Origin of the sequence: Gillisia sp. Hel_I_86 (assembly GCF_007827275.1) — a bacterium.
GTDB lineage: Bacteria > Bacteroidota > Bacteroidia > Flavobacteriales > Flavobacteriaceae > Gillisia.
The window spans coordinates 60555-86426 of record NZ_VISE01000001.1; the positions used below are offsets into that span (position 1 = coordinate 60555).

At 36.9% G+C, this 25872-nt stretch carries 17 protein-coding genes; 16 read left to right on the forward strand and 1 reads right to left on the reverse strand.

Annotated features, from left to right (window positions below):
• Nucleotides 1-1125, forward strand: coding sequence for a peptidylprolyl isomerase (locus JM83_RS00345; protein WP_144958340.1), 1125 nt, complete (start codon nucleotides 1-3; stop codon nucleotides 1123-1125).
• Nucleotides 1126-1319: 194 nt separating this feature from the next.
• On the opposite strand, the gene JM83_RS00350 is transcribed toward JM83_RS00345, so the two are convergent.
• Entirely contained in the window at nucleotides 1320-2780 is a 1461-nt protein-coding gene (locus JM83_RS00350; RefSeq protein WP_144958341.1) for an aminoacyl-histidine dipeptidase, read from the reverse strand.
• An 87-nt stretch (nucleotides 2781-2867) separates the two neighbouring features.
• On the opposite strand from JM83_RS00350, the gene JM83_RS00355 reads away from it, so the two are divergent.
• The 15 genes from JM83_RS00355 (at nucleotide 2868) to JM83_RS00425 (ending at nucleotide 25587) form a co-directional block, all read left to right on the forward strand.
• On the forward strand, nucleotides 2868-3941 hold the full coding sequence (locus tag JM83_RS00355) for a DUF3810 domain-containing protein (RefSeq protein WP_144958342.1): 1074 nt from the start codon (nucleotides 2868-2870) through the stop codon (nucleotides 3939-3941).
• Nucleotides 3942-4022: 81 nt separating this feature from the next.
• Nucleotides 4023-6998, forward strand: coding sequence for an amidohydrolase family protein (locus JM83_RS00360; RefSeq protein ID WP_144958343.1), 2976 nt, complete (start codon nucleotides 4023-4025; stop codon nucleotides 6996-6998).
• Between the two features lie 11 nt (nucleotides 6999-7009).
• A complete protein-coding gene (locus JM83_RS00365; protein WP_144963647.1) occupies nucleotides 7010-8323 on the forward strand; it encodes an amidohydrolase family protein in 1314 nt (437 codons plus the stop codon).
• 943 nt (nucleotides 8324-9266) lie between these two features.
• Nucleotides 9267-10073, forward strand: coding sequence for a TrmH family RNA methyltransferase (locus JM83_RS00370; RefSeq protein WP_144958344.1), 807 nt, complete (start codon nucleotides 9267-9269; stop codon nucleotides 10071-10073).
• 99 nt (nucleotides 10074-10172) lie between these two features.
• Nucleotides 10173-11405 carry a M48 family metallopeptidase gene (locus tag JM83_RS00375; protein ID WP_144958345.1) on the forward strand — a complete coding sequence of 411 codons (1233 nt, stop codon included), beginning with the start codon at nucleotides 10173-10175 and terminating at the stop codon, nucleotides 11403-11405.
• A 42-nt stretch (nucleotides 11406-11447) separates the two neighbouring features.
• Complete coding sequence (locus JM83_RS00380) at nucleotides 11448-13655, forward strand: RelA/SpoT family protein (RefSeq protein WP_144958346.1); 2208 nt, start codon at nucleotides 11448-11450, stop codon at nucleotides 13653-13655.
• Between the two features lie 29 nt (nucleotides 13656-13684).
• Nucleotides 13685-14143, forward strand: a complete 459-nt coding sequence (locus JM83_RS00385) for a Fur family transcriptional regulator (protein WP_144958347.1) — start codon at nucleotides 13685-13687, stop codon at nucleotides 14141-14143.
• Nucleotides 14144-14149: 6 nt separating this feature from the next.
• A complete protein-coding gene (locus JM83_RS00390) occupies nucleotides 14150-15421 on the forward strand; it encodes an adenylosuccinate synthase (protein ID WP_144958348.1) in 1272 nt (423 codons plus the stop codon).
• 440 nt (nucleotides 15422-15861) lie between these two features.
• A complete protein-coding gene (locus JM83_RS00395) occupies nucleotides 15862-17667 on the forward strand; it encodes an OstA-like protein (protein WP_409994690.1) in 1806 nt (601 codons plus the stop codon).
• Nucleotides 17668-18855, forward strand: coding sequence for an aspartate aminotransferase family protein (locus JM83_RS00400; RefSeq protein ID WP_144958349.1), 1188 nt, complete (start codon nucleotides 17668-17670; stop codon nucleotides 18853-18855).
• Nucleotides 18856-18954: 99 nt separating this feature from the next.
• The gene (locus JM83_RS00405) at nucleotides 18955-20352 is read left to right on the forward strand and encodes a tetratricopeptide repeat protein (protein ID WP_144958350.1); all 1398 of its coding nucleotides are present in this window, start codon (nucleotides 18955-18957) and stop codon (nucleotides 20350-20352) included.
• Nucleotides 20353-20487: 135 nt separating this feature from the next.
• Nucleotides 20488-21435 carry a DUF368 domain-containing protein gene (locus tag JM83_RS00410; protein ID WP_144958351.1) on the forward strand — a complete coding sequence of 316 codons (948 nt, stop codon included), beginning with the start codon at nucleotides 20488-20490 and terminating at the stop codon, nucleotides 21433-21435.
• Nucleotides 21413-22429, forward strand: coding sequence for a DUF368 domain-containing protein (locus tag JM83_RS00415; protein WP_144958352.1), 1017 nt, complete (start codon nucleotides 21413-21415; stop codon nucleotides 22427-22429). Before JM83_RS00410 ends, JM83_RS00415 begins: the two co-directional genes overlap by 23 nt.
• Nucleotides 22426-23157, forward strand: a complete 732-nt coding sequence (locus JM83_RS00420) for a shikimate dehydrogenase family protein (RefSeq protein WP_144958353.1) — start codon at nucleotides 22426-22428, stop codon at nucleotides 23155-23157. Before JM83_RS00415 ends, JM83_RS00420 begins: the two co-directional genes overlap by 4 nt.
• Before the next feature lie 111 nt (nucleotides 23158-23268).
• Complete coding sequence (locus JM83_RS00425; RefSeq protein ID WP_144958354.1) at nucleotides 23269-25587, forward strand: DUF349 domain-containing protein; 2319 nt, start codon at nucleotides 23269-23271, stop codon at nucleotides 25585-25587.
• Nucleotides 25588-25872 lie beyond the last annotated feature (285 nt).

Genomic DNA, 25872 nt, shown 5'->3' on the forward strand with positions numbered 1-25872 from the left:
ATGAAAAGATTAAGCATGCTTTTGGTTTGTGCCATTCTACTTGGCCTAGTAAGTTGTAAAGAAGATTATCCAGACCTTAAAGACGGTCTTTATGCCGAATTCAACACCAATAAAGGTTCTTTTATAGCCGAATTGTATTACAAAGAAACACCAACAACGGTAGCTAACTTTGTTTCCCTTGCTGAAGGGGATAGCCATAAAATGGTAGATAGTACCTCAAAAGGAAAAAAATATTACGACGGACTTATTTTTCACCGCGTGATCAAAGATTTCATGATCCAAGGAGGAGATCCTACAGGAACAGGAAGTGGAGACCCCGGATATAAATTCCCCGATGAAATAGTAGATACTTTAAGTCATGCTACCAAGGGAACATTATCCATGGCAAATGCAGGCCCGGGAACCAATGGAAGTCAGTTTTTTATCACATTGGCGCCAACGCCTTGGTTGGATGGAAAACACACCGTTTTCGGAAAAGTAATAGAGGGGCAAACCGTTGTTGATAGTATTGGTATGGTGAAGACCCTTGCCAGGGACAAGCCGGAACAAGATGTTGTTTTAGAGAATGTAAAAATCATTCGTAAAGGAAAAGATGCCAAAGATTTTAAAGCAGTGAAGACCTTCGAAACTAAATTAGCAGAAGCTAAAATTGAAGAAGAAAAAAAGGTAGCAGCTACTGCAGCAATCAAGAAAGAAAATGCGGGTAGATTCGACTCCTTAAAATCTGAAACTGAGGAATTGGAAAGTGGAGTTAAAATTCATTATTTAAAAAGAGGTGAAGAAACTAAAATCCCTTCGGGATCTATGATTATGGTGAATTATGCAGGTTATTTTGAGGATGGAACTTTGTTTGACACAAGTTGGCAAGAAGTAGCAGAGCAAAATAATGCACTCAATCTTGCTAAAAGGAACCAAAATGGGTACCAACCAATGCCTACTAAATATGGACCAGATGCTCCTATGATCCCAGGATTTAGGGATGGATTGGCTGCCATGAATGTTGGGGATCGAGCTGTGGTTTTTATCCCTTCCCATTTAGCATATGGTGAAAGAGGAGCTGGGGGAATAATTCCTCCAAATACCGATCTTATTTTTGAAATAGAAATAGTAGAGATCCAGAAATAAATCTAAATTGGATAATATTAAAAATCCCGCTCCTTATAGGAAACGGGATTTTTTATTGAATCAATTTTTATTCCTAAGACTTAAAAATGAACTCATCTTGAGATTTTGTTCTCCTGAACGTCCCAACAGAAATAACATCGAAGGGGCAACAAAAACATCTCGATTCCACTCGATGTGACATTCTGTTCAAAAAATCACTTCTTCGGAATATTTTTAAGAACCTCTAAAACGAATTTCCAATATTTCTGAGAAGATTTTATACTTGCTCGCTCATCGGGCGAATGTGCTCCCCGAATTGTTGGACCAAAAGAGATCATATCCATCTCTGGATAATGACTTCCAATAATCCCACATTCCAATCCGGCGTGGCATGCAGCCACATCTGCTTTTTCATCAAATAGTTTAGAATATAGGTTATCCAATACGGTTAAAATATCTGAATTTCTATTTGGTGCCCAACCAGGATAGTCTCCAGATAAAGTAACTTCAAAACCTGCAAGCTCAAAACTGGCTTTTAAAGAATTTGTAAGATCGTCTTTAGAAGATTCTACAGAAGATCTTGTAAGACATTTTAAATTGATATTTCCATCCTTAATTTCAACTTTTGCCAAGTTATTTGATGTTTCCACCAAACCTTCGATCTCGGGGCTCATTCTAAACACCCCATTGTGCAAGGCATAGATCGCTTTTAAAATGGTTTCCTGAATATCTGAATCCATCACCTTTGTAGGAGTATCTACTTTTACTATTTCTAGCTTCATTTTTGGCTCCAACTTCGCATATTCGGTTTTAATGGCCTCAAAATCTTGCACCAATTCAGATTCAAAAGCTTTGATCTGAAAATCATCTACCATTACCAATGCAACACTTTCTCTAGGTATGGCATTTCTAAGTCCGCCTCCATTTATTTCAGCAATACGAATCCCGAAATTTTCTGATGCTGCATACAATAGCCGATTCATTAATTTATTGGCATTTCCCAATCCTTTAATAATGTCCATGCCAGAATGTCCACCTTGCAATCCATTCAGTGTGATTTTAAAGGCACTCATGTCTTCGGGAGCCTCTTCTTGGGTATATTTTCTGGTTGCGGTTACATCTATTCCTCCTGCACAGCCAATTCCAATTTCATCATCCTCTTCGGTATCCAGATTCAAAAGGATCTCTCCTTTTAATAATCCCGGTTCTAAACCCTTGGCACCAGTCATTCCCGTTTCCTCATCTATAGTGAACAAGGCTTCAAGAGCGGGATGTTCTATGGTATCACTTTCCAGGATCGCCATTATGGTGGCAACTCCTAACCCATTATCGGCCCCCAAAGTGGTTCCTTTTGCCCTTACCCAATCGCCATCCACATACATTTCGATTCCCTGGGTATCAAAATCGAATTGTGTCTCATTGTTTTTTTGATGCACCATATCCAGGTGGGACTGTAAAACCACCGCTTTTCGATCTTCCATTCCAGCCGTTGCCGGTTTCTTGATAATTACATTCCCCACTTTATCCACAAGCGTTTCCAAATTGAGTTTGTTCCCAAAGCTTTTCATAAACTCGATTACCCGTTCCTCTTTCTTGGATGGTCGGGGAATTTCATTAAGATCGGCGAATTTGTTCCATAAAACTTTGGGTTCTTGTGCTCTTATTTCTTCATTCATAGTATTAATATTTGCTATATTCACAAAGATATTGGTAATTCACAAACCATGAAATTTTGTTGTAGTTTATTAGAATTAATTTGAAAAGTGAGAAATAGAACCACTCTTGTTTTAGCCATTTTATTGCCAATACAAATTGTTGTCATTAAGATTATTTCGGCTTTCCCAAATTTTATAGAAACATGGTATAGCACAGGGATTTATCCATATATCGCAAAAATAATGCGGTTCTCATTGGGGATATTCCCATTTTCCATAGGAGATCTTTTATATACTTTTTTTATCATTTCAATAATCAGATGGGTATACATTCGATTTAAAACACAGTTCAGAGGTTTTAGAAAATGGTCTTTGCACCTTCTTGCTGCCTTTTCTATTATCTATGCGTGTTTTCATATATTTTGGGGCTTCAATTACTACAGGCTTCCACTCCACCGAACTTTAAAAATAAAAAATACTTATACTACTGAAGAATTGGTGCTATTAACCGAAACGCTTATTAAAAAGTCCAATCAGGTACATACGGGTTTAGTGGATAACGATTCTCTTAAAGTTGATTATAAATTTAAAAAAACGTCACTCTTCAGAAAAACCATTGAAGGTTATGAGAGCTTAAGCACTAAATATCCTAAACTTACTTATGAAGGCAAGAGCTTAAAAAGGTCGCTTTATAGTATTCCACTAACTTATATGGGGTTTAATGGATATCTAAACCCACTTACTAATGAAGCCCAGGTAAATACGCAGATCGTAAAATATAAAATCCCAACCACTGCCAGTCATGAAATTGGGCATCAATTGGGCTTTGCAAAGGAAAACGAAGCAAATTTTATAGCTTGTTTAGCTACCATAAACCATCCAGATCCATATTTTCAATACTCGGGATTCACCTTTGCTTTAAGATATTGTTTAAACGAACTGTATTTGCGGGATCAGGCTAAAGCAGATGAACTTTTAAAGAAGATTCATCCCGGGATCTTGGCCAATTACAAAGAAGTGAGGGATTTTTGGGAAACGCATCAAAATCCTTTAGAGCCTATTTTTCAGGTTACCTATAATGGCTTTTTAAAAGCCAACAATCAAGCTGAAGGAATGAAAAGCTACAGTTATGTGGTGGCATTATTGGTCAATTATTTTGATGATGTGGAAAATGCTTTTTAAGTAATTCCCAAATCCATAAAATATTCTTAAATTCAACTTTCTTAATTTTGAAAAACTATCACTTTTAAAACTACCGATTTTATGAGATTAAAACTTCTACTCTGTTGCCTTGCGATTTTTTCAGGGCTCAACTTGTATGCTCAAGATTACTTTCCAAACAATGATGGTGTAAAATCTGAAAACACCAATTATACGGTTTTCAAAAATGCTAAAATTCACGTAGATCCAACAACGATTATAGAAAATGGGATGATCGCGGTGAAAGAAGGTAAAATAACTGCTGTGGGCAAAAGCATTCCTGTTTCTAAAAACAGTATTGTAATAGATCTGAAAGGTAAAGACGTCTATCCATCCTTTATTGAAATCTATAGTGATTTTGGAATGAAGAAACCAACAAAAGCTAATAGCGGTAATGGGCAACCGCAATATAATGCAAGTCGGGAAGGCTATTATTGGAACGATCATATTCGTCCCGAAACAAACGCATTGGAATCTTTCACTTTTAATAAGACCGAAGCAGAGAAATTTCAGAAAAACGGATTTGGAGTTGTGAACACGCATCTTGCAGATGGAATTATGCGCGGAACCGGAATGTTGGTAAGCTTGAATGCTGAAGGGTCTGAGGGAGATCGAATTTTAAAGGACAGATCGGCTAATTTTCTTTCCTTCGATAAAAGTGTCCAATCCAGACAATCCTACCCTACATCAATCATGGGCGCAATGGCATTGTTAAGGCAAACCTATATCGATGCCGCTTGGTACGAAAAAGGAAATATCACTAATAAAGATCTCGCTCTAGAGGCCTTAAATAGAAATAAAAATTTAGTCCAGATCTTCAAGACAGATAATTTATTGGACGAATTAAGGGCCGATAAGGTTGGGGACGAAAATGGGATCCAATACTTGATTTTTGGTAGCGGAAATGAATTTGAACGAATTGCTGAAATCAAGAATACCGATGCCACGTTTATTATTCCATTGGATTTTCCGGATGCATACGATGTGGAAAATCCATTTATGGCAAATAATGTGAGTTTGCAAGACATGAAGCGATGGAATCAGGCTCCATCTAACCTAATGCAGCTCGCTAAAAATAACATTCCTTTTATTTTAACAACCCATAATTTAAAAGATGAAAAAAAATTCAAAGAGAACCTTCTAAAAGCCATTTCTTACGGCTTGGATAAAAACATTGCACTTGCCGCGCTAACCACGACCCCGGCAAAATTCTTGGGAGAGGAAAATAAATTGGGAGTGATCAAACAAGGGGCTTGGGCGAATTTTTTAATCACTTCAGGAGATGTTTTTGATAAAGAAACGATCCTATTTGAAAATTGGATACAAGGCCAAAAAGTGGTTCTTGACAATATGAATACTGCAAACCTTGAAGGGAAATACACGTTGGCGGTAGACGGAAAGAAGTATGACCTGGAAATTACGGGAAAACCAAATGCTCCCAAAGCCGAAGTAAAACTAGGCGATGCTAAGATAAAATCTAAACTATCTTATACAGATACCTGGATGCAATTACTATTATCGTCGCCAGATTCCACCAAAACAGAATACACCAGATTGGTTGCAAAAGTGACCGATGATACTAATAAAATAAATGGCCGAGCTATTTTAAGCAATGGGCAGGAGACTTCTTTCACTGCAACAAAAGCTTCTGATTCAACAAAAGTAGCTAAGAAAAAAGAAGAAGATAAAAAAGAAACCATTTATCCAATTGTACCATTAAGCTTCCCAAATATGGCATACGGATTTAAGGAACTTCCTAAGCAAGAAGATATTTTATTTAAAAATGCAACCGTTTGGACGAATACCGACAAAGGAATTTTGGAGAAAGCAGACGTATTAATTAAGAATGGAAAAATTGCCGGGGTGGGCACCAATTTAAATGCGGGAAAAGCGAAAGTTATCGATGCTTCAGGGAAACATTTAACTACTGGGATTATAGATGAGCATTCACATATTGGAGCCTCCGCCATTAATGAAGCAGGGCAAAACTCTACTGCCGAAGTTACCATGGAAGATGTTATAGATCCTACAGATATCAATATTTATAGAAACCTTGCAGGGGGCGTAACCACAATTCAATTATTACATGGTTCAGCAAATCCTATTGGAGGGCGTTCTGCGATCATGAAATTAAAATGGGGATCTAATGCGAAGGATATGATCTTCCCGGACTCACCCAAATTTATAAAGTTTGCACTTGGTGAGAATGTAAAACAATCCAATTGGGACAGTAAAAGCAGGTTTCCACAAACCAGAATGGGCGTGGAACAAGTCTTTACAGATTATTTTAGTCAGGCTAGAGATTACGAAGCAGCTAAGAAAACCGGCAATTACAGGAAGGATATAGAAATGGAAACTCTTGTTGAAATTTTGAATGGGAATCGGTTTGTAAGTAGTCATTCATACGTACAAAGTGAAATAAATATGCTTATGAAAGTTGCAGAAGCCTTTGATTTCAGGATCAATACCTTCACCCATATTTTAGAAGGCTACAAAGTTGCCGATAAAATGAAAGAACATGGTGCGGGAGCATCTACGTTTTCAGATTGGTGGGCTTACAAATATGAAGTAAAGGACGCTATCCCATACAATGCAGCAATCATGCACAATGCAGGACTTACTGTTGCTATTAATAGTGATGATGGGGAAATGAGCAGAAGATTGAATCAAGAAGCGGCGAAAAGTGTGAAATACGGAGGGGTTTCGGAAGAAGAAGCTTGGAAATTTGTCACTTTGAATCCTGCTAAACTGTTGCATTTGGAGCATCGAGTTGGAAGTATCGAAACTGGCAAAGATGGGGATGTAGTTTTATGGTCCGGAAATCCATTATCTATTTATAGCAAAGCCGAAAAAACACTTATAGAAGGAACGGTTTATTTTGATATTGAAAAAGATAAGGAACTTCGGAATGAAATTGCTCAACAAAAGAATATGCTGACCGGGCAAATGCTAAGCGCAAAGAATGGTGGAGCAAAAACACAACCTGCTACAAAGAAAGAAGATCAAAAAATGCATTGTGACACTTTGGAAACTTATTAATAATGGAAATGATGAAAAGATTAAAAATAACACTCTTACTAGGAATTTTAATAATGACTAGTTCAATATATGCACAGCAAACCCCTGCTCCTACTCAAAATGAAGCAGTGACTATTGTAGGTGCGACTGCTCATATTGGAAATGGAGAGGTCATAGAAAACAGTCTTATAATTTTTGAAAACGGAATCTTAACACAGGTTTTGGATGCTACCACAACCAAAATGCAATACCGGGGAACTGTTATAAATGCTGAAGGAAAACATGTGTATCCCGGCTTTATTGCTCCTAACACTACATTAGGTTTAGTAGAAATAGCTTCTCTAAGACCTACAGATGATGAGGATGAAATAGGTGAAATGTTGCCACATATTAGAAGTTTGGCAGCCTATAATGCTGAAAGCCAAATTGTAGAAAGTATGAGGCCAAATGGCGTTTTAATTGGGCAAATAGTTCCAAGGGGAGGAACAATTTCAGGAACCTCTTCAGTTGTTCAGTTTGATGCTTGGAACTGGGAAGATGCTGCAATTAAGAAAGATGGAGGTCTTCATATTAACTGGCCAAATAGTTTTAAACGTGGAAGATGGTGGTTAGGTGAAGAAAGAGGATTGAAACCAAATGAAAAATATGCCGAAGAGGTTTTAAAACTAACACAGTTTTTTAATAATTCCAGAGCCTATGTAGCGGGAGATCAACAGCAAGAAAATTTGCCTTATAAATCTATGGAAACTGTTTTCAATAATGGAAAAAAAGTATTTGTTCATGTAGATGGAGAACGTGAGATTATGGATGCCATTCAGTTTAAAAAAGACCAAAATTTAAAAGACATGGTAATTGTTGGTGGTTACGATGCTGTAAAAGTTGCAGACCTTCTAAAAGCCGAAAACATAGCGGTGTTAGCGCCTCGCCCTCATAAAACACCGAATCAAGATGATGAAGATTATGACTATAATTACAAACTTGCCAAGTTACTTACAGATAAAGGAATTTTAGTTGGATTGGAAAGCAGCGGACAAATGGAACGTGCTAGTACCCGAAACTTGCCTTTTTATGCAGGAACCGTTGCAGCAAGTGGAATAGATAAAGAAGAAGCCCTAAAATTGATTACTTTAAACAATGCAAAAATCCTAGGAATAGATGACAGGTTGGGAACCTTGGAAAAAGGAAAAGATGCTACACTTTTTATTAGTGAAGGGGATGCCTTGGATATGCGAACAAACAAGTTGAGTAAAGCTTTTATACAAGGAAGAGAATTGAGTTTGGAAAGTCATCAAACTGAGTTATACCATAGGTATTCAGATAAATATGAAAGCCGGAATAAGGACTGATTTTTAGAAGTATTTACATGTCAAGTTTGAGCGGGATTCCTCCTTTGCCGGAATGACAATGAACCCAGCCCTGTCATTCTGAAAGGAGCACAGCGGATTGAAGAATCTCAATGAAATCATTTTGTCACATTAAAGACTTCTCGACTCCGCTCGAAGTGACCATAAAAAAGCAACTGTCATTCTGAAAGGTACGAAGTGGAGTGAAGAACCCCTACATGTCAAGTTTGAGCGGGATTCCGCCTTCGTCGGAATGACAATGAACCCAGCCCTGTCATTCTGAAAGGAGCACAGCGGATTGAAGAATCTCAATGAAATCATTTTGTCACATTAAAGACTTCTCGACTCCGCTCGAAGTGACCATAAAAAAGCAACTGTCATTCTGAAAGGAACGAAGTGGAGTGAAGAATCCCTACATGTCAAGTTTGAGCGGGATTCCGCCTTCGTCGGAATGACAATGAACCCAGCCCTGTCATTCTGAAAGGAGCACAGCGGATTGAAGAATCTCAATGAAATCATTTTGTCACATTAAAGACTTCTCGACTCCGCTCGAAGTGACCATAAAAAAGCAACTGTCATTCTGAAAGGAACGAAGTGGAGTGAAGAATCCCTACATGTCAAGTTTGAGCGGGATTCCGCCTTCGTCGGAATGACAATGAACCCAGCCCTGTCATTCTGAAAGGAGCACAGCGGATTGAAGAATCTCAATGAAATCATTTTGTCACATTAAAGACTTCTCGACTCCGCTCGAAGTGACCATAAAAAAGCAACTGTCATTCTGAAAGGAACGAAGTGGAGTGAAGAACCCCTACATGTCAAGTTTGAGCGGGATTCCGATGGGTCGATTCAGCATGACGATTTACTTAAATTCAAATTGAATATATAACCTCTGATAATTTCAGAGGTTTTATATTTGTAACTATCAATAAGTACCTATTTTTACAACATGATCAAACAAATATCCAGCGCGCAAAATCCAGTAGTTAAAAGGCTGCTTCAGCTTCAGGAAAAATCCAGAAACCGAAAAAAAGAAGGGGTTTTTATAGTTGAAGGTGTTCGGGAAATTCAGCTTGCTTTTAAAGGAAATTATATTTGCGAGGAACTCTTTTTTTGTGATTCTTTATTTGCTGCCGAAGGTTTGAAGGATCTAAACACGAATCCTGAAAACCATCCTTTGATCACAGAGTTTTCTAAAGAAGTGTATCAAAAAATAGCGTATCGAGGCAGCACAGAAGGGGTAATGGCTCTTTTTAGATCTAAAGAATTATCACTGGCTTCATTAAAATTAGACTCCAAAAATCCATTGATTTTGGTTGCCGAAGCTCCTGAAAAACCTGGAAATATTGGAGCGCTTTTAAGAACTGCAGATGCTGCGAAGGTAGATGCCGTGATCATGGCCAATCCTAAAACAGATCTTTTTAACCCCAATATCATTAGGTCTAGTGTGGGTTGTATTTTTATAAATAATATTGGCGTTGGTACTACTTCAGAAATAATACGACTTTTAAAGCAGAAGAATATTTCAATTTATGCTGCTGCACTGCAGGCTTCAAAAATTTATTCTGAAATAGATTTCACTAGTTCTTCTGCAATAGTTGTGGGAACCGAAGCCACAGGTTTAAGCAAGGAATGGCTAGATAATTCCACCCAAAATATCATAATCCCAATGAACGGGGAGATAGATAGTATGAATGTATCTGTAGCGGCTGGAATTCTAATTTTCGAAGCCAAACGTCAGCGGGGCTTTAAATGATGCTTTTTAACTGCCAAATAAAGCATTTGGAACAAATTTTGAATTTTATTCAGTAGATAAAACCTATATTAATCCCAAACTTTCAAAACCCAATCCTACGTGAGTGCCGAAACCTTATTTTATATTATTGTCGCTATAATTTTAATCGATTTTATAATCGATAAGATTGTAGATTCTCTAAATGCAAGTCGGTTTAACGATCCAATCCCAAAGGAATTGGAAGATGTCTACGATGATGCCGAATACCGAAAATCCCAGAATTATAAGAAAGAAGTGTACAGATTTGGAGTGGCTTCTTCAGTATTTTCCCTGCTACTTTTATTGGGTTTCCTCTTTTTGGATGGCTTTGCCTATGTAGATGGAATTGCTAGTGGAATCACCGCAAATCCAATATATAAATCCTTGATTTTCTTCGGGATCATTATGTTTGCTAGTGATATCCTTACGCTTCCTTTTTCGTATTACAGCACTTTTGTGATCGAAGAAAAATATGGATTTAATAAAACAACAAAAAAATTGTTTGTGTTGGACAAATTAAAATCCTGGGCATTAATGATCATTGTTGGAGGAGGAATTTTAGCCTTGATCGTTTGGTTTTACCAGTTAACTTCTACAGACTTTTGGTGGTATTCCTGGCTCCTGGTTACGGTTTTCATAGTATTTACCAATATGTTTTACGCAAAACTCATTGTGCCACTTTTCAATAAGCAATCCCCATTAGAAGATGGATCGCTGCGATCTAAAATTGAAGCCTATGCCAAGAACGTGGGTTTTCAGTTAGATAATATTTTTATAATAGATGGTTCTAAGCGCAGTACGAAGGCAAATGCCTATTTCTCTGGATTCGGGAAAGAAAAAAGGATCACTTTATATGATACCCTGGTTAACGATTTAAATGAAGAAGAGATCGTAAGTGTACTAGCGCATGAAGTTGGGCATTACAAGAAAAAACATATCATTGTAAATCTTCTAGCTTCAATATTAACCACAGGATTAACTTTATGGGTATTATCCCTATTTGTTGGGAATGCTTTACTTTCCCAAGCATTAGGTGTAGAAAATCCAAGTTTTCATATTGGATTGATCGCTTTCGGAATTCTATACAGCCCTATTTCAGAAATAACAGGATTGATAATGAATTATTTATCCAGAAAATTCGAATATCAGGCAGATGATTTCGCAAAAAATACACATAATTCAGCATCATTAATTTCAAGTTTAAAAAAATTATCCAAATCCAGTTTAAGCAACTTGACCCCACATAAAGTCTATGTTTTTATGCATTATTCGCACCCAACCTTGTTACAGCGAATTAAAAACTTAAGCACTTAGTTTGTAGTTGTTTCTTTACAATGTTAATCGTAATTTTAAGTTATGACAGAAGCTGCAGTAGTAAAAGAAAATAAGGAAATTGCGCGCCAGTATAAAGAATTGTTACGCATTAGTTATAGAACCCTATCTAAAGAGGATAAAAAACTAATTAGATTGGCGTTCGATACTTCTGTAGAAGCACATAAGGATCAGCGCAGAAAATCTGGGGAAGCATATATTTTTCATCCAATTGCAGTTGCAAAAATTGTAGCTTCAGAAATTGGCTTGGACGCAACTTCTATTGCAGCTGCTCTATTGCATGATGTTGTTGAAGACACTACCTATTCTATCTTGGAAATTGAGAAGATGTTTGGAAAAACCGTTGCTTTAATTGTAGATGGTCTTACCAAGATTTCCCACTTGCACCAAGATAAGGATGTTTCCCTGCAAGCCGAAAATTTCAGAAAAATGTTGCTTACCCTTAATGATGATGTACGGGTAATCATTATAAAAATTGCCGATAGGTTGCACAATATGCAAACCATGGATGCCATGAAACCGGATAAACAGGTTAAAATAGCTTCAGAAACCCTTTATATTTATGCGCCGCTTGCACATAGAATTGGCTTGTACAGTATTAAAACTGAACTGGAAGACCTCAGTTTAAAATATACCGAACCAGATGTTTACAATGATATCCTGCAAAAAATACGAGAAAGCAAACAAGAGCAGGACGCATATATAGAAGATTTTACAAAGGTCATAAAAGATTCGCTGGATCAAGAGCAGCTGGACTATACCATTAAGGGAAGGCCTAAATCCATTTATTCCATCTGGAGAAAAATAAAGACCCAAAATATCACTTTCGATGAGGTCTTCGATAAGTTCGCCGTCCGCATCATTTACAAAGGTGATATTGCAAACGAAAAATTCTTGGCATGGAAAATTTATTCCATAGTTACAGACCATTTTAGACCAAATCCTATACGATTACGAGATTGGATCTCTTCTCCTAAATCTACAGGTTACGAAGCCTTGCACATAACCGTAATGGGTCCTAAAGGAAGATGGGTAGAAGTACAAATACGAAGTGAGCGAATGAATGAAATAGCCGAAAAAGGTTATGCAGCTCACTATAAATATAAGCAAGGCGCAGAGCAGGAAGAAAAAACCATGGAAGAATGGTTGAACAGATTGCAGGAAGCCCTGGAAAATTCTGAAGCCAACGCTGTGGATTTCGTGGAGCAGTTCAAACTGAATTTATATGCAAAAGAGATTTTTGTCTTTACTCCGCAAGGTGATCTAAAATCTTTGCCTAAAGGCGCAACTCCATTAGACTTTGCATTTAGCATTCATACAGCCGTTGGATTACATACGCGTGGCGCAAAGGTGAACAACAAATTGGTGCCACTAAGCCATGAGTTAAAAAGTGGTGACCAAATAGAAATCATCACTTCAGATAACGCAAAACCCAATATTAATTGGTTGGACTATGCAAGTACAGCCAGGGCAAGGTCCAAAATAAAATCTTCTTTAAGAGAAGAGAAAAAAGAACTTGCGGAAGAAGGAAAAGCTGTTTTAGCGAGGAAATTAAAAGCTCAAAAATTGAGTTTTAATGAGAGCATGATCAATGAACTGGTGATCTATTTTAAATTAAAAACCAGTCTCGATCTTTTTTATAGGGTTGGTATTGGAAAAATAGACAATAAGAGCTTAAAGGAGTTTACCGCTTCCAGAAGCAATGCCTTTGTGAGCTATTTTAAAAATAAAATTAGAAAACCTGCCGTTGCAGAAGATCTAAATAAAGAAGAGATCACTTCTAAATACGATCAAATTGTATTTGGAAAAGAAGAAGAGGTGCTGGATTATAAATTGGCCAATTGTTGCAATCCCATTCCTGGAGATCGGGTATTCGGATTTATAACTGTTAGTGAAGGAATAAAAGTTCATAAAAAGGATTGCCCCAATGCCATTCAGTTTCAAAGTAATTATTCTTATAGAATAATTCAGGCAAAATGGATAGATTCGTCACAACAAGATTTTAAAGCAGTCATCAATTTAACGGGAATAGATAATTTAGGATTGGTAAGTGAGATCACTAAAGAGATTTCAAAAAGCATGAACGTAAACATGCGCAGTATTAATTTTGATAGTGCAGATGGAGTCTTTATTGGAAAAATAACTGTTATTGTTAAGAACAATTCGATCTTGGATAAACTCATCGAACATCTTAAAAAAATAAGAGGGATAGACAAGGTGTCAAGGGAATAAACCAATACCTTTGCAAAGGAAGGAAAATTATGAGCAAGAAAAGCGGAAATAAAAATGACCAGGCTGTTGTAAAAAACGTATTCACCAAATTTTTGGAAGAGAAAGGGCACCGTAAAACCCCCGAGCGCTTTGCTATCCTACAGGAGATCTATAATAATGAAGAGCATTTTGATATTGAGTCGCTTTATATCAACATGAAAAACAAGAAATATAGGGTGAGTCGTGCCACTTTATATAATACCATAGAATTGCTTTTGGATTGCGGTTTGGTTAGAAGGCATCAATTTGGGCAGAATCAATCACAATACGAAAAGTCTTATTTCGATAGGCAACACGATCATATCATCTTGACCGATACTGGGGAGGTAATAGAATTTTGCGATCCTCGAATTCAAAGTATAAAACAAACGATAGAAGAAGTTTTTAATATTGAAGTTTCTAAACATTCTTTATACTTTTACGGCACAAAAAAACAATCAACTAATTAGATATTTATGGCAGTAGACTTACTACTCGGGTTACAATGGGGAGATGAAGGAAAAGGTAAAATTGTAGATGTATTTACCAAGAAATACGACATAATTGCAAGGTTTCAAGGTGGTCCAAATGCAGGTCACACATTGGAATTTGATGGTCAGAAACACGTTCTTCACACGATTCCATCCGGGATTTTTCATAAAAACACCATAAATCTTGTTGGAAATGGGGTTGTTATAGATCCCGTTATTTTCAAAAAAGAATTGGAGAATTTAGATGCGTTCAAAACAGATTACAGAAAAAATCTTTATATCTCGAGAAAAGCACATTTGATACTTCCTACTCATAGATTGCTGGATGCAGCTTCGGAAGCTTCTAAAGGAAAAGCCAAGATTGGCTCTACACTTAAAGGTATTGGACCAACATACATGGACAAGACCGGGAGAAATGGGATTCGCGTTGGAGATCTGGAATTGGACAACTGGAAAGAGAAATACAGGTTATTGGCAGACAAGCATGAGGCAATGATAAGCTTCTATAATGTAGATGTGCAATATAATCTTGTCGAATTGGAAACAGAATTCTTTAAAGCTGTAGAGTTGTTAAAATCATTGAAATTTATTGATAGTGAGCAATATTTACAAGTAGCACAAGAGGAAGGAAAATCTATTTTAGCTGAAGGAGCTCAAGGTTCCTTACTCGATATAGATTTTGGAACCTACCCTTTTGTTACTTCTTCAAACACGACTGCTGCAGGTGCATGTACAGGTTTAGGAGTGGCACCAAATAAAATCGGGGATGCTTTTGGAATATTTAAAGCATATACCACCAGGGTGGGAAGTGGCCCCTTCCCTACCGAACTTTTCGATGCAGATGGAGAACGAATGGGGAGAGTAGGAAACGAATTTGGTGCAACAACAGGGCGTCCAAGAAGATGCGGATGGCTAGATCTTGTAGCACTTAGATATGCCGTTCAAATTAATGGGATCACGCAATTAATCATGATGAAAGGGGATGTGCTAAGCGGATTTAAAACCCTTAAAATTTGTACCTCTTATAAATATAAGGGAGAAGAAATCAAACATTTACCGTACAATATTGAGCCGGAAAATGTTGCTCCAGTGTATAGAGAATTTAAAGGTTGGAAAGAAGATCTTACTAAAATGACTGATGCTTCTGAACTACCATCTGCATTTATGGATTATGTGAAATTCTTGGAAGATGAATTAAAAACTCCAATATCTGTGATCTCTGTAGGTCCAGATAGAAAACAGACCATTCACAGATAATTTATTTTTAATAATATTTAATGTATGTCCGTTTTTACTCATAAAATCAAAATTATGAATAAATCGTCATGCTGAACTTGTTTCAGCATCTAACATGAATAGTACCAGACACTCAACTTAGGCCCTGAAATAAATTACCATTGACGTATTTTTATTTATGAATCCAAGACCCTGAAACCAGTTCAGGGTGACGATGCGGAATTGTCGTCATGCTGAACTTGTTTCAGCATCCCATCAGCTTATATGAAAAGGACGTCAATTCCCTACACTGGATAATTTTTTTTGTCATGGGTCTCAGGGTGACGAAAGAACTATATGACTAAAAGCGGATATTCAGAAAAACAATAATTCTTCTATTATTATTTTCTAGTCATGTTTTTAAAGAACGAACTATTCCCCTTATTAGTCTTTTCATTACTTTTGATTCAAACTTTATAGATTTGAAAATTTATCATCATTTATTCATTCTCCTTTTATGCTTCTTCTGCATTAACAAAAACTACTCACAAGAATCTAAAAAGATCGATTACACCAGTGACAGGACATTGAAAGATGAAAATAAATATCCTGGTGCCCTAATATTGAGCAAAGTGACAAATCAGGTTCACTTTATTCATGAAGGGATAGAGATATGGTGTGACCAGGCAATTCATTATGATCAAGCAAATTTTTTCAAAGCTTATGGAAATGTTAGGATGCAGCAAGGAGATACAGTCACCATGCAGAGTAAATATGCAGAATATAATGGTGTTACGCAATTTGCCTTCGCCAGTGGAAATGTAAAAATGAGCAGGCCTCAATCTTCCATAGAAACAGATACCTTGTTCTTTGACAGAGTAAAACAACAAGCCTATTATAGAAGTGGTGGGACTGTTCGAGATACTGCAAGTGTGCTTACCAGTAGAATTGGTAGGTATTATATGGATCAAGATAAGTATTCATTCCTCAGCAATGTAAAGGTGACCAACCCTAAATACACCATAAATTCACAGCAACTGGATTTCTATTCAGATAGTGGTTATGCCTATCTATATGGCCCAACCACTATTGTAAGCGAGACAAGTACCGTTTATTGTGAGCGTGGGTTCTATGACACTCGCGGGGATGTTGGTTATTTTGTAAAGAATTCCAGGATAGATTATGAAAATAGAATACTGGAAGGAGATAGCCTTTATTTTAATCGGGAAAAAAGTTTTGCGTCGGGCACAAACAATATCAAGGTAACCGATACTTTAAACCATAGTTTGATCACGGGGCATTATGCGGAGGTCTATCGTGATAAAGATTCTGTTTTTATTACAAAACGTGCTGTTGCCGCCACTTTGCAGGATAACGATTCTATTTTTATCCATAGCGACACCTTAATGATTACGGGTAAGCCCGAAAATAGGATCGTACGTGGTTTCTATAATGTAAAACTGTTTAAAAGTGATATGAGTGGTAAAAGCGACTCTATCTATGTTAACCAGAAAAAAGGAATTACAAAACTCATAAATATTGGTGGTGCACCCACAACTTCTGTTTCTAAAAGACGAACACCTATTATTTGGTCAGATAATAATCAGATGACGGGGGATACCATTCATATTTTAAATAATCCCGAAACCGAGAAATTGGATTCTTTAAAGGTCTTTTATGATGCATTTCTTATTCAGAAGGATACTATAGAAGGTTATAATCAGGTAAAAGGAAAAGAACTCACCGGGTTATTTGTAAATAATGAACTCTACCAGGTAGATATAATTAAAAATACAGAGACTATATATTATAGCCGAAATGAAGAAAAGGAATTGCTTGGCATCAATAAAACCTTGTCGAGCTCCATAAAAATCCTTTTCGAAAATAAGGCAATTCGAGACATCTATTACTATAAACAAGTAGATGGCACATTGACGCCTCCTGAAGATTTCCCGCCAAATGCACGAGAACTCCCAGGTTTTAATTGGCGTGGAGAGGAGCAATTATTACAAAAATCTGATCTTTTCAAAGGTGAAGAACCCCCTAAACTTACAAAAATTAAAGGAATACCCTTGCCAGAGGAACAAGAAGACTTTTTTGATGAGACCAATGGAGAACCAACTTTATTGAATGAAAATTCCAGGTTGACCCCAGAAGATCTAAAAGATACCAAGGTTGATAGTTTAGGGGTTCCCATAAAAGATGTGGACACATTGCTCTTGGACAAGAAAAAAATATTGAAAAAAAATAAGAAACCTGTAAAAGGAACTACAAAAAAATCGGAATAATTGAAAGAAGATTTTTTTAAATATCAGGCGCAAACAACCCCGCACCCATTGGCAATGGAAATTTCACATGCTAAGGGCTGCTATATTTATTCCATACAGGGAAAGAAGTATTTGGATTTTGTAGCTGGAGTTTCTGCCTGTAGTTTAGGACACTGCCATCCTAGAGTGGTAAAAGCGATAAAAGACCAAGCCGAAAAATACCTGCATGTTATGGTATATGGCGAATATGCTCTCTCCCCTGCCGTTGCCTTGACCAAACTTCTAGCCGAGAATTTACCGAAACCTCTAAGCAAAACATATCTCACCAATTCCGGTACCGAAGCCATTGAAGGGGCATTAAAGTTAGCCCGCCGATCTACCGGGAGATCTGAAATTATCGCGGCCAGAATGGCCTATCATGGAAACACCATGGGTTCTTTAAGTTTAATGAGCTATGAAGAACGGGTGGCACCTTTTAGACCCCTTATTGGAGATATTGGGTTTATAGATTTCAACTCTGAAGAAGATTTTCAAAGCATCACAAAAAATACAGCTGCGGTAATCCTCGAAACCATCCAAGGAGGCGCGGGATTTATAGTTCCAACTAATAACTACTTACAAAAATTAAAAGCTCATTGCGAAAAAGTAGGTGCTTTATTGATCTTAGATGAAATTCAGCCTGGCTTTGGGAGGACAGGAAAATTATTTGGGTTCGAACATTACAATATAGTTCCGGATATATTGGTAATGGGAAAAGGCATGGGCGGCGGAATGCCAATTGGCGCTTTCACAGCTTCAGAAGTTGTGATGGACACACTTATGGACAATCCAAAATTGGGGCATATCACCACTTTTGGAGGTAATCCTGTAATTGCAGCAGCAGCGCTCGCTACTTTACAGGAAATCACGGAATCTGACCTTATGGCAGAAACGCTTCAAAAAGAAAAATTATTCCGGGAACTTCTTGTGCACCCACTCATTAAAGAAATAAGAGGGATAGGACTTATGTTGGCTGCGATTACCACTTCAGAAGAAATGGCGACTACAATTATTTTGAAAGCACAGGAGGAAGGACTAATTTTGTTCTGGCTTTTATTTGAAAAAACTGCCATTAGAATAACTCCTCCCCTAACAATCACAACTCAAGAAATTAAAGAAGGATGTGGCATTATTATTGACATTTTAAATGAAATTGAAAATCAATCTTAACTTGTTAATTACTTTGTTAAAAACAATATAGATACCCTTACGGTTTAACTGTTATCCTTTATAACTTTAATACTGTAGAAATCTCGTAATCCCCAGTGTATGCAATTAAGCCATAACGAAGAAAACAATTTCTCACTTACCCGTTTTGAATCCATGCTAAAAACAAACGATGTGTTGTTTTTTGATTCAGAAGAATTTGAGGATATCATTCATCATTATTTAGAGAATGGAAAGATTGCATTGGCTAAAAAAGCCGTGAAATTAGGACTGGCCCAACACCCCACTTCTACAAACTTGAAACTATTTAAAGTTGAAATCCTCGTATTTGAGGATAAATTGGACCTAGCAGATGGTCTATTGAACGAACTACATAATCTGGAATCCTCGAATGAGGAGATCTTTATACAAAAAGCCAATATTTTTTCCAAAAGGGACGATCATAAAATGGCGATCCAGATGCTGGAACTTGCCCTTGACATTACCCTCGATACCGCAGATGTCTATTCCCTATTGGGAATGGAATACTTGTTCTTGGAAGATTTCGAAAATGCTAAACTCAGTTTTATGCAATGTTTAGAAGCAGATGAAGAAGATTATTCTGCTTTATATAATATCATGTATTGTTTCGATTTTCTTGAACAAAAGAATGAGTCGATTGACTTCCTCAATATGTTTCTTAACAAGAATCCATATTGCGAAGTTGCATGGCATCAAGTTGGAAAGCAATATTTTGACCTTAAACAATTAGATAAAGCCTTAATGGCATTTGATTTTGCCATAATTAGCGACGATTATTTTATTGGAGCTTATCTTGAAAAAGGAAAAGTACTCGAAAAATTAGGTCGATATAATGAAGCTATAGAGAATTATAAGATCACTTTAGATCTAGATGATCCCACCTCTTTTGCTTATTTAAGAATTGGGAAGTGTTTTGAAAAATTAGGATTGGATGAATATGCATTGGAAAATTATTCCAAAACCGTTCATGAAGACCCTTTATTGGATAAAGGTTGGATTGCAATTACAGACTTTTATTTCAAGAAAAAGAACTATCAAAAAGCACTTTATTATATAAATAAGGCAATTAATATTGATGAAGAAAATGTTCTTTATTGGAAGCGTTTTGCGAAAATCAATAGCCGACTTAGTTTCTTTGAAGAAGCAGAGCGTGGCTATCAAAAAACCATTGATCTTGGAAATTACGAGCTTGAAACTTGGATAAGGCGTTGCGATATCCTTATTAATCTTGGGGAATATGAAACCGCTATCCAGAATTTAATGCAAGCAGTGGAATTTTACCCGGATTCTGCGGAGATCGAATATCGTTTAGCTGGCTTGTATTTCAACTTAAACGAAGGCGACAAAGGTTATTTTCATTTAAACAATGGGCTAAAAATAGATTCTGAATATTACATCATTATTGAAGAGCTTTTCCCTAAAATTTTCAGCAGAAAAAGCGTAAAGGAAATTATTAATTCTTACATAAAGACCTCCTAATTTTTTAATTACTTTTGGAAAGGATTTTTAACCCTCATTGAGGGTCTAATTCCTTGGGGGCTTGCCTCGAAATTTTAAAAGTATTTTCCAAATTATACTTTGTGGGCTTGCCCCGAGGTTATTGATTATTTAAAAATGCAAAGAAGCTTAAAGGATTACCTTACAATTAGCCTTAAAGGAATGGCAATGGGCGCTGCAGATGTGGTACCAGGAGTTTCCGGGGGGACAATTGCATTTATCACCGGTATTTATCAGGAATTAATTGCTACCATAAGCGGTATAAATTTAGGCCTTTTCAAAATTTGGAAAGAGCAAGGATTCAGGGCCATGTGGAAAGAAGCCAATGGTGCTTTTCTTGGTGCCCTGCTGTCGGGGGTTTTAATCAGCATTTTTACGGTAATGAGGCTTACCAACTATTTGCTGGAAGAACATCCCATTTTAATTTGGTCTTTTTTCTTCGGTTTGATTTTGGCCAGTATCTGGTTTGTTGCTAAACAAATCCCAAAATGGAATTTTAAAATTGTATTGGCATTATTGATTGGTGCAGCAATTGCACTTTATATAGTTATGCTTCCACCATTAGGGGCAAACACCAATCTGTGGTTTTTATTCTTAGCAGGCTCCATTGCTGTTTGTGCTATGATATTGCCAGGAATTTCCGGTGCTTTTATATTGGTGCTGTTAGGTTCTTATAAAACAATAACAGAAGCTGCGCATGATTTCGAGTTTAAAACCCTTGGTGTAGTTGCATTAGGTGCCATCGCAGGCCTTTTAACCTTTTCCCGCGTTTTAAAATGGCTTTTCGATCATTATAGCAGCCTCACTTTAGCGGTGCTAACCGGGTTTATAGCTGGCTCGCTCAATAAAATATGGCCATGGAAAGAAATTTTGGAATCTGAACAGATTGGCGATAAAACCATAGTGATAAGAGAAATGTCTGTATGGCCTACAAATTTTTCAGGAGAATCACATGTACTTGCCGCTATTGCATTAATTCTTGCAGGATTTACTTTAATTCTTATCTTAGAGCGCGTAGCCACCCAAAAACCAATCGCTCAAAATGCAACAAACCAGGACCTTTAGAGACAAAATTTTTCTAGTACTTAAAGGTTTGGCAATGGGAGCAGCTAATAAAGTTCCCGGCGTTTCTGGAGGTGTGGTAGCCTTTGTTGCCGGCTTTTATGAAGAATTTATATACTCCCTTCAAAAGATCAATCTTAAGGCTTTTAAACTGCTAATAAATGGCAGATTTAGAAGTCTCTTCCAATACGTAAACGGGAAATTCCTAGGCCTTTTGATTCTTGGAATGGTGATAAGTTATTTTAGTGTTTCCCAATTGCTGGACTATTTGATCGTCCATTATGAACTCTATGTTTGGGCTTCCTTTTTTGGAATGATCATTGGATCTATTTATTACATCAGCAAAGATTTCAAAAGCTGGTCTAATCGCAGTATCACCTTTATGATGATGGGTATAGTCGCCGGAATCGCGATCAGCTTCTTGGAACCTGCCAGGGAAAATGATAACCTTTGGTTTGTTTTTGTTTGCGGCATTATAGGTGTTTCCGGAATGACGCTGCCTGGGCTATCAGGCTCCTTCATTCTCATCCTTCTTGGGAATTATGTACTACTGCTTATAGATTCTGTAAATGCCTTATATGATACTATAAAGGATTTACTTCTAATGGATTTTTCCTTTGTAGACGATTCCCAAAGAATGCGGCTATTGCAGGTGCTCGTGGTATTTTCTTTCGGCTCTTTAGCGGGACTTGTCTCGCTTTCCCATGTACTAGGCTTCGTTCTTAAACGTTATAAAAAAGAAACCTATTCGGTAATCATCGGATTTATTGCTGGTTCTTTAGGGGTGGTTTGGCCTTGGAAAGAAAAGGTCTATAAGCTAGATGCCACGGGCGACTTTATACTGGATGTGCATGGAAATAGGATATTGGATAATTATGACAGATATTTTCCAACATTTGCAACTTCAGAAACATGGTTGGCGATCTTTTTCATAGTAATAGGTGCCTTTATAGTATTGGGCTTAGGTTGGTACGAAAATAGAAATAAAGCGGTATGAAAACCTTTGGCCTAATTGGAAAGAATATAGATTATTCATTTTCCAGAACGTATTTCAATCAGAAATTTTCTTCTGAAAAAACCGAGGCAAGGTATAAGAATTTTGATCTAATAGATATTACCGAATTCCCTAAGCTCCTTAAACAGATTAATGACATTAAGGGTTTTAATGTCACGATCCCATATAAGGAGGTAATTATCCCTTATCTAGATGAAATAGATGATACCGCTAGGGAGATTGGCGCTGTAAACACCATTAAAATTAAGGATGATGGAAAATTAATTGGCTACAACACCGATTTTTATGGCTTTTCTGAAGCGCTAAAACCATATTTGAAGTCCCATCATACCAAAGCACTCATCCTGGGAACCGGAGGGGCTTCCAAAGCAGTATCTTATGCACTTCAAAAATTAGGGATTCCAGTAACTTATGTTTCCAGGTCTAAATCCATTCACAATTTTGTTTATTCAGAATTAACTCCAGCAATTATGGAGGAATATAACTTAATCGTTAATTGTACACCGTTGGGAACCTTTCCCAATATTGAACAGTACCCCCCAATCCCAACTAGATACCTTACACCTAAACACTTGGTTTTCGATCTAATTTATAACCCCTCTCAAACAAAACTGATGAAACTTGCGTTAAATCAAAATGCGAAAGTTACAAACGGACTAGGAATGTTGGAATTTCAGGCAGAAAAAGCTTGGGAAATCTGGAATCAGTAATTTAACATGTTTATTCTTTCAAGCCATAAAATGATGTAAAACCTTGTTAGGTTTTTACGGAGTTGTTATCTTTCAGCAATAATATTTTGACGAACCTTAACATTGAAAGATATGTCTCAGCAAGAAAATGAAAAAATGAAGAATGACGACCTCCCAAAAGAAGATAAAAACACTTCTGAAATAATTACTTCCGTTAGCGAAGAAACTGTTTCGGAAAAAAACAAGGGGCACAATGAAGATGAATCCAAAGAAAATTCATTTTCAGATACTGAAAAATCCAAAAAAACGGTTTCAGAAAAGGAAAAATACGAATTGGAACATGCAATGGTAGACGAAAGTGAAACTACTGGCAAGTCCCCTGAAACTGAAGAGAAAGAACACGAACTGAGTAAAAATCAAGATCTGGACGAAGATGAGGAGAAAGCTCCTGTTTCAACAGAGAAGAAAAGTGTCCAGTCTGAATTTGATGACTCTGTAGCTGAAGATAGTGAGGATGAAACAACTAAGGAACATGCCATGGTAGACGAAAATGAAACTACCGGTAAGTCCCCTGAAACTGAAGAGAAAGAACACGAGCTGAGTAAAAATCAGGATCTGGAAGATGAGGAAGAGGGAACTCCAGTTTCAACAGACAAGAAAAGTGTCCAGTCTGAGTTTGAAGATTCGGTAGCAGAAGAAAGCGAGGATGAAACAACTACCGAACGCCATGGAATCGAAAAGAAGGATTTTCATGCCATGACCAAAGAAGACTTGGTGAAAGAATTGGAAAGGCTTATAAAAGTTGAGAAAATTCAAGCTATTAAGGAACATGTAGAAGAAATAAAAGCGGAATTCAATGCCAAGTTCGATGAAGAACTGGAAGAAAAGAAAGAAGAGTTCCTGGCCGATGGAGGCAATATTATAGATTTTCATTATTCTACGCCAATCAAGAAGGAATTCAATTCCATATATTTTGACTATAAAGAGAAGCGAAACAACTATTACAAGCAATTAAAGCAGGATCTGAATAAAAATTTAAATCGCAGGCTTGAGATAATTGAAGAATTGAAAGGACTTTTAGGAGTAGAGGAAAACATTAACACCACCTATAAACATTTTAAGGAACTACAGGATAAATGGCGTACGGCAGGTCCAATTCCAAGGGACAAATACAATACGGTTTGGAACACCTACCACCACCATGTAGAAAATTTTTATGATTTTTTGCACCTTAACAGGGATTTTCGGGATTTGGATTTTAAACATAATCTGGAGCAAAAATTAAAGATCATAGATCGTGCTGAAGAATTAACCTTGGAAACAGATTCCAATCGGGCTTTTAGGGAACTGCAAATGCTCCACAAAATGTGGAAAGAAGAGCTGGGACCGGTAGCAAAAGAATTCAGGGACGATATTTGGGACCGGTTTAGTGAAGCTACCCGTAAAATCCACGATCTAAGACAATCTTATTATGACGATCAGGATAAAATTCATGAGAAAAACCTTGAGGTAAAAGAAGGGATTATTGAAAAGCTAAAAGCTATAGCAGAAGGTGAGTACAAATCCCACAGCCAATGGCAACAAAAAATAAAAGAAATAGAAGCCTTAAGACAATCGTTTTTTGAAGCAGGAAAAGTACCAAGGGCAAAGAACGAAGCCACTTGGAGTGCTTTTAAACAAGTAGTGCGGCAATTTAACCGTAATAAAAATGCCTATTACAAAGCCTTGAAAAAGGATCAATATGAGAACCTTAACAAGAAAAAAGAACTCATAAAAATAGCCGAGGAAAACAAGGACAATGAAGATTTAAAGGCTACCACGCCCATCATGAAAAAAATACAGACCGACTGGAAAAAAGTTGGTCATGTACCTAGAAAAGACAGCGATAAGGTTTGGAAACAGTTTAAAGCTGCTTGTAATCATTTTTTTGACCGACTTCATAAAGCGAGCAACCAAGAAAATGAGGAAGAATCCAAAGCATTCGATCAGAAAAAAGAATTATTGGATTCTTTAAAAGCCATGGAATTTGAGGGAGATAAGAGAAAAGACCTTCCAAAAATCAAGAAGGCCATGGAAGAATGGAAGAATATTGGAAGAGTGCCTTATAACAAACGCTTTATAGAGGAAAAATTCAATAAAGTACTGGATCAATTATTCTCCAAATTGGATGTGGACCATACCAAAGCCGAGATGATGAAATATGAAAATAAGATTCAGGCAATAAATGATGCTGACGATGACAAAAAACTGCGAAATGAGCATTATTTCTTGAGCAAGAAAGTTGAAGAAACCAAGGCAGATATACGCCAATTAGAAAACAACCTTCAATTCTTTTCGAATGTTAAAGATGACAATCCATTGGTACAAGAAGTTCACAAGAACATCGCAGACCATAAAGAGCAATTAAAGATCTGGAAAGAGAAATTGGAAAAAGTGAAGTCTTTGTACTAAACAGCTATATCCATAATTATCATTAAGGCAAAATTCGTCATGCTGCACTTGATTCAGCATCTTTCTTGATAAACATGAGACCCCTGAAACAAGTTACCATTGACGCAATACATAAGTTACTGATTAATATCTAATTATAGCATCTAATTCCTTGGCCAATTTTAATACGCTTTTTGTTCTTATTGCGGTTATTCCAAGAATTTGCAAAACACTCCCTTTGGTCTATAAAGCTTTGATTAATTTTAATGATTGTTCATTTTTTTGTTTGTCCAAAAAAACGGAACC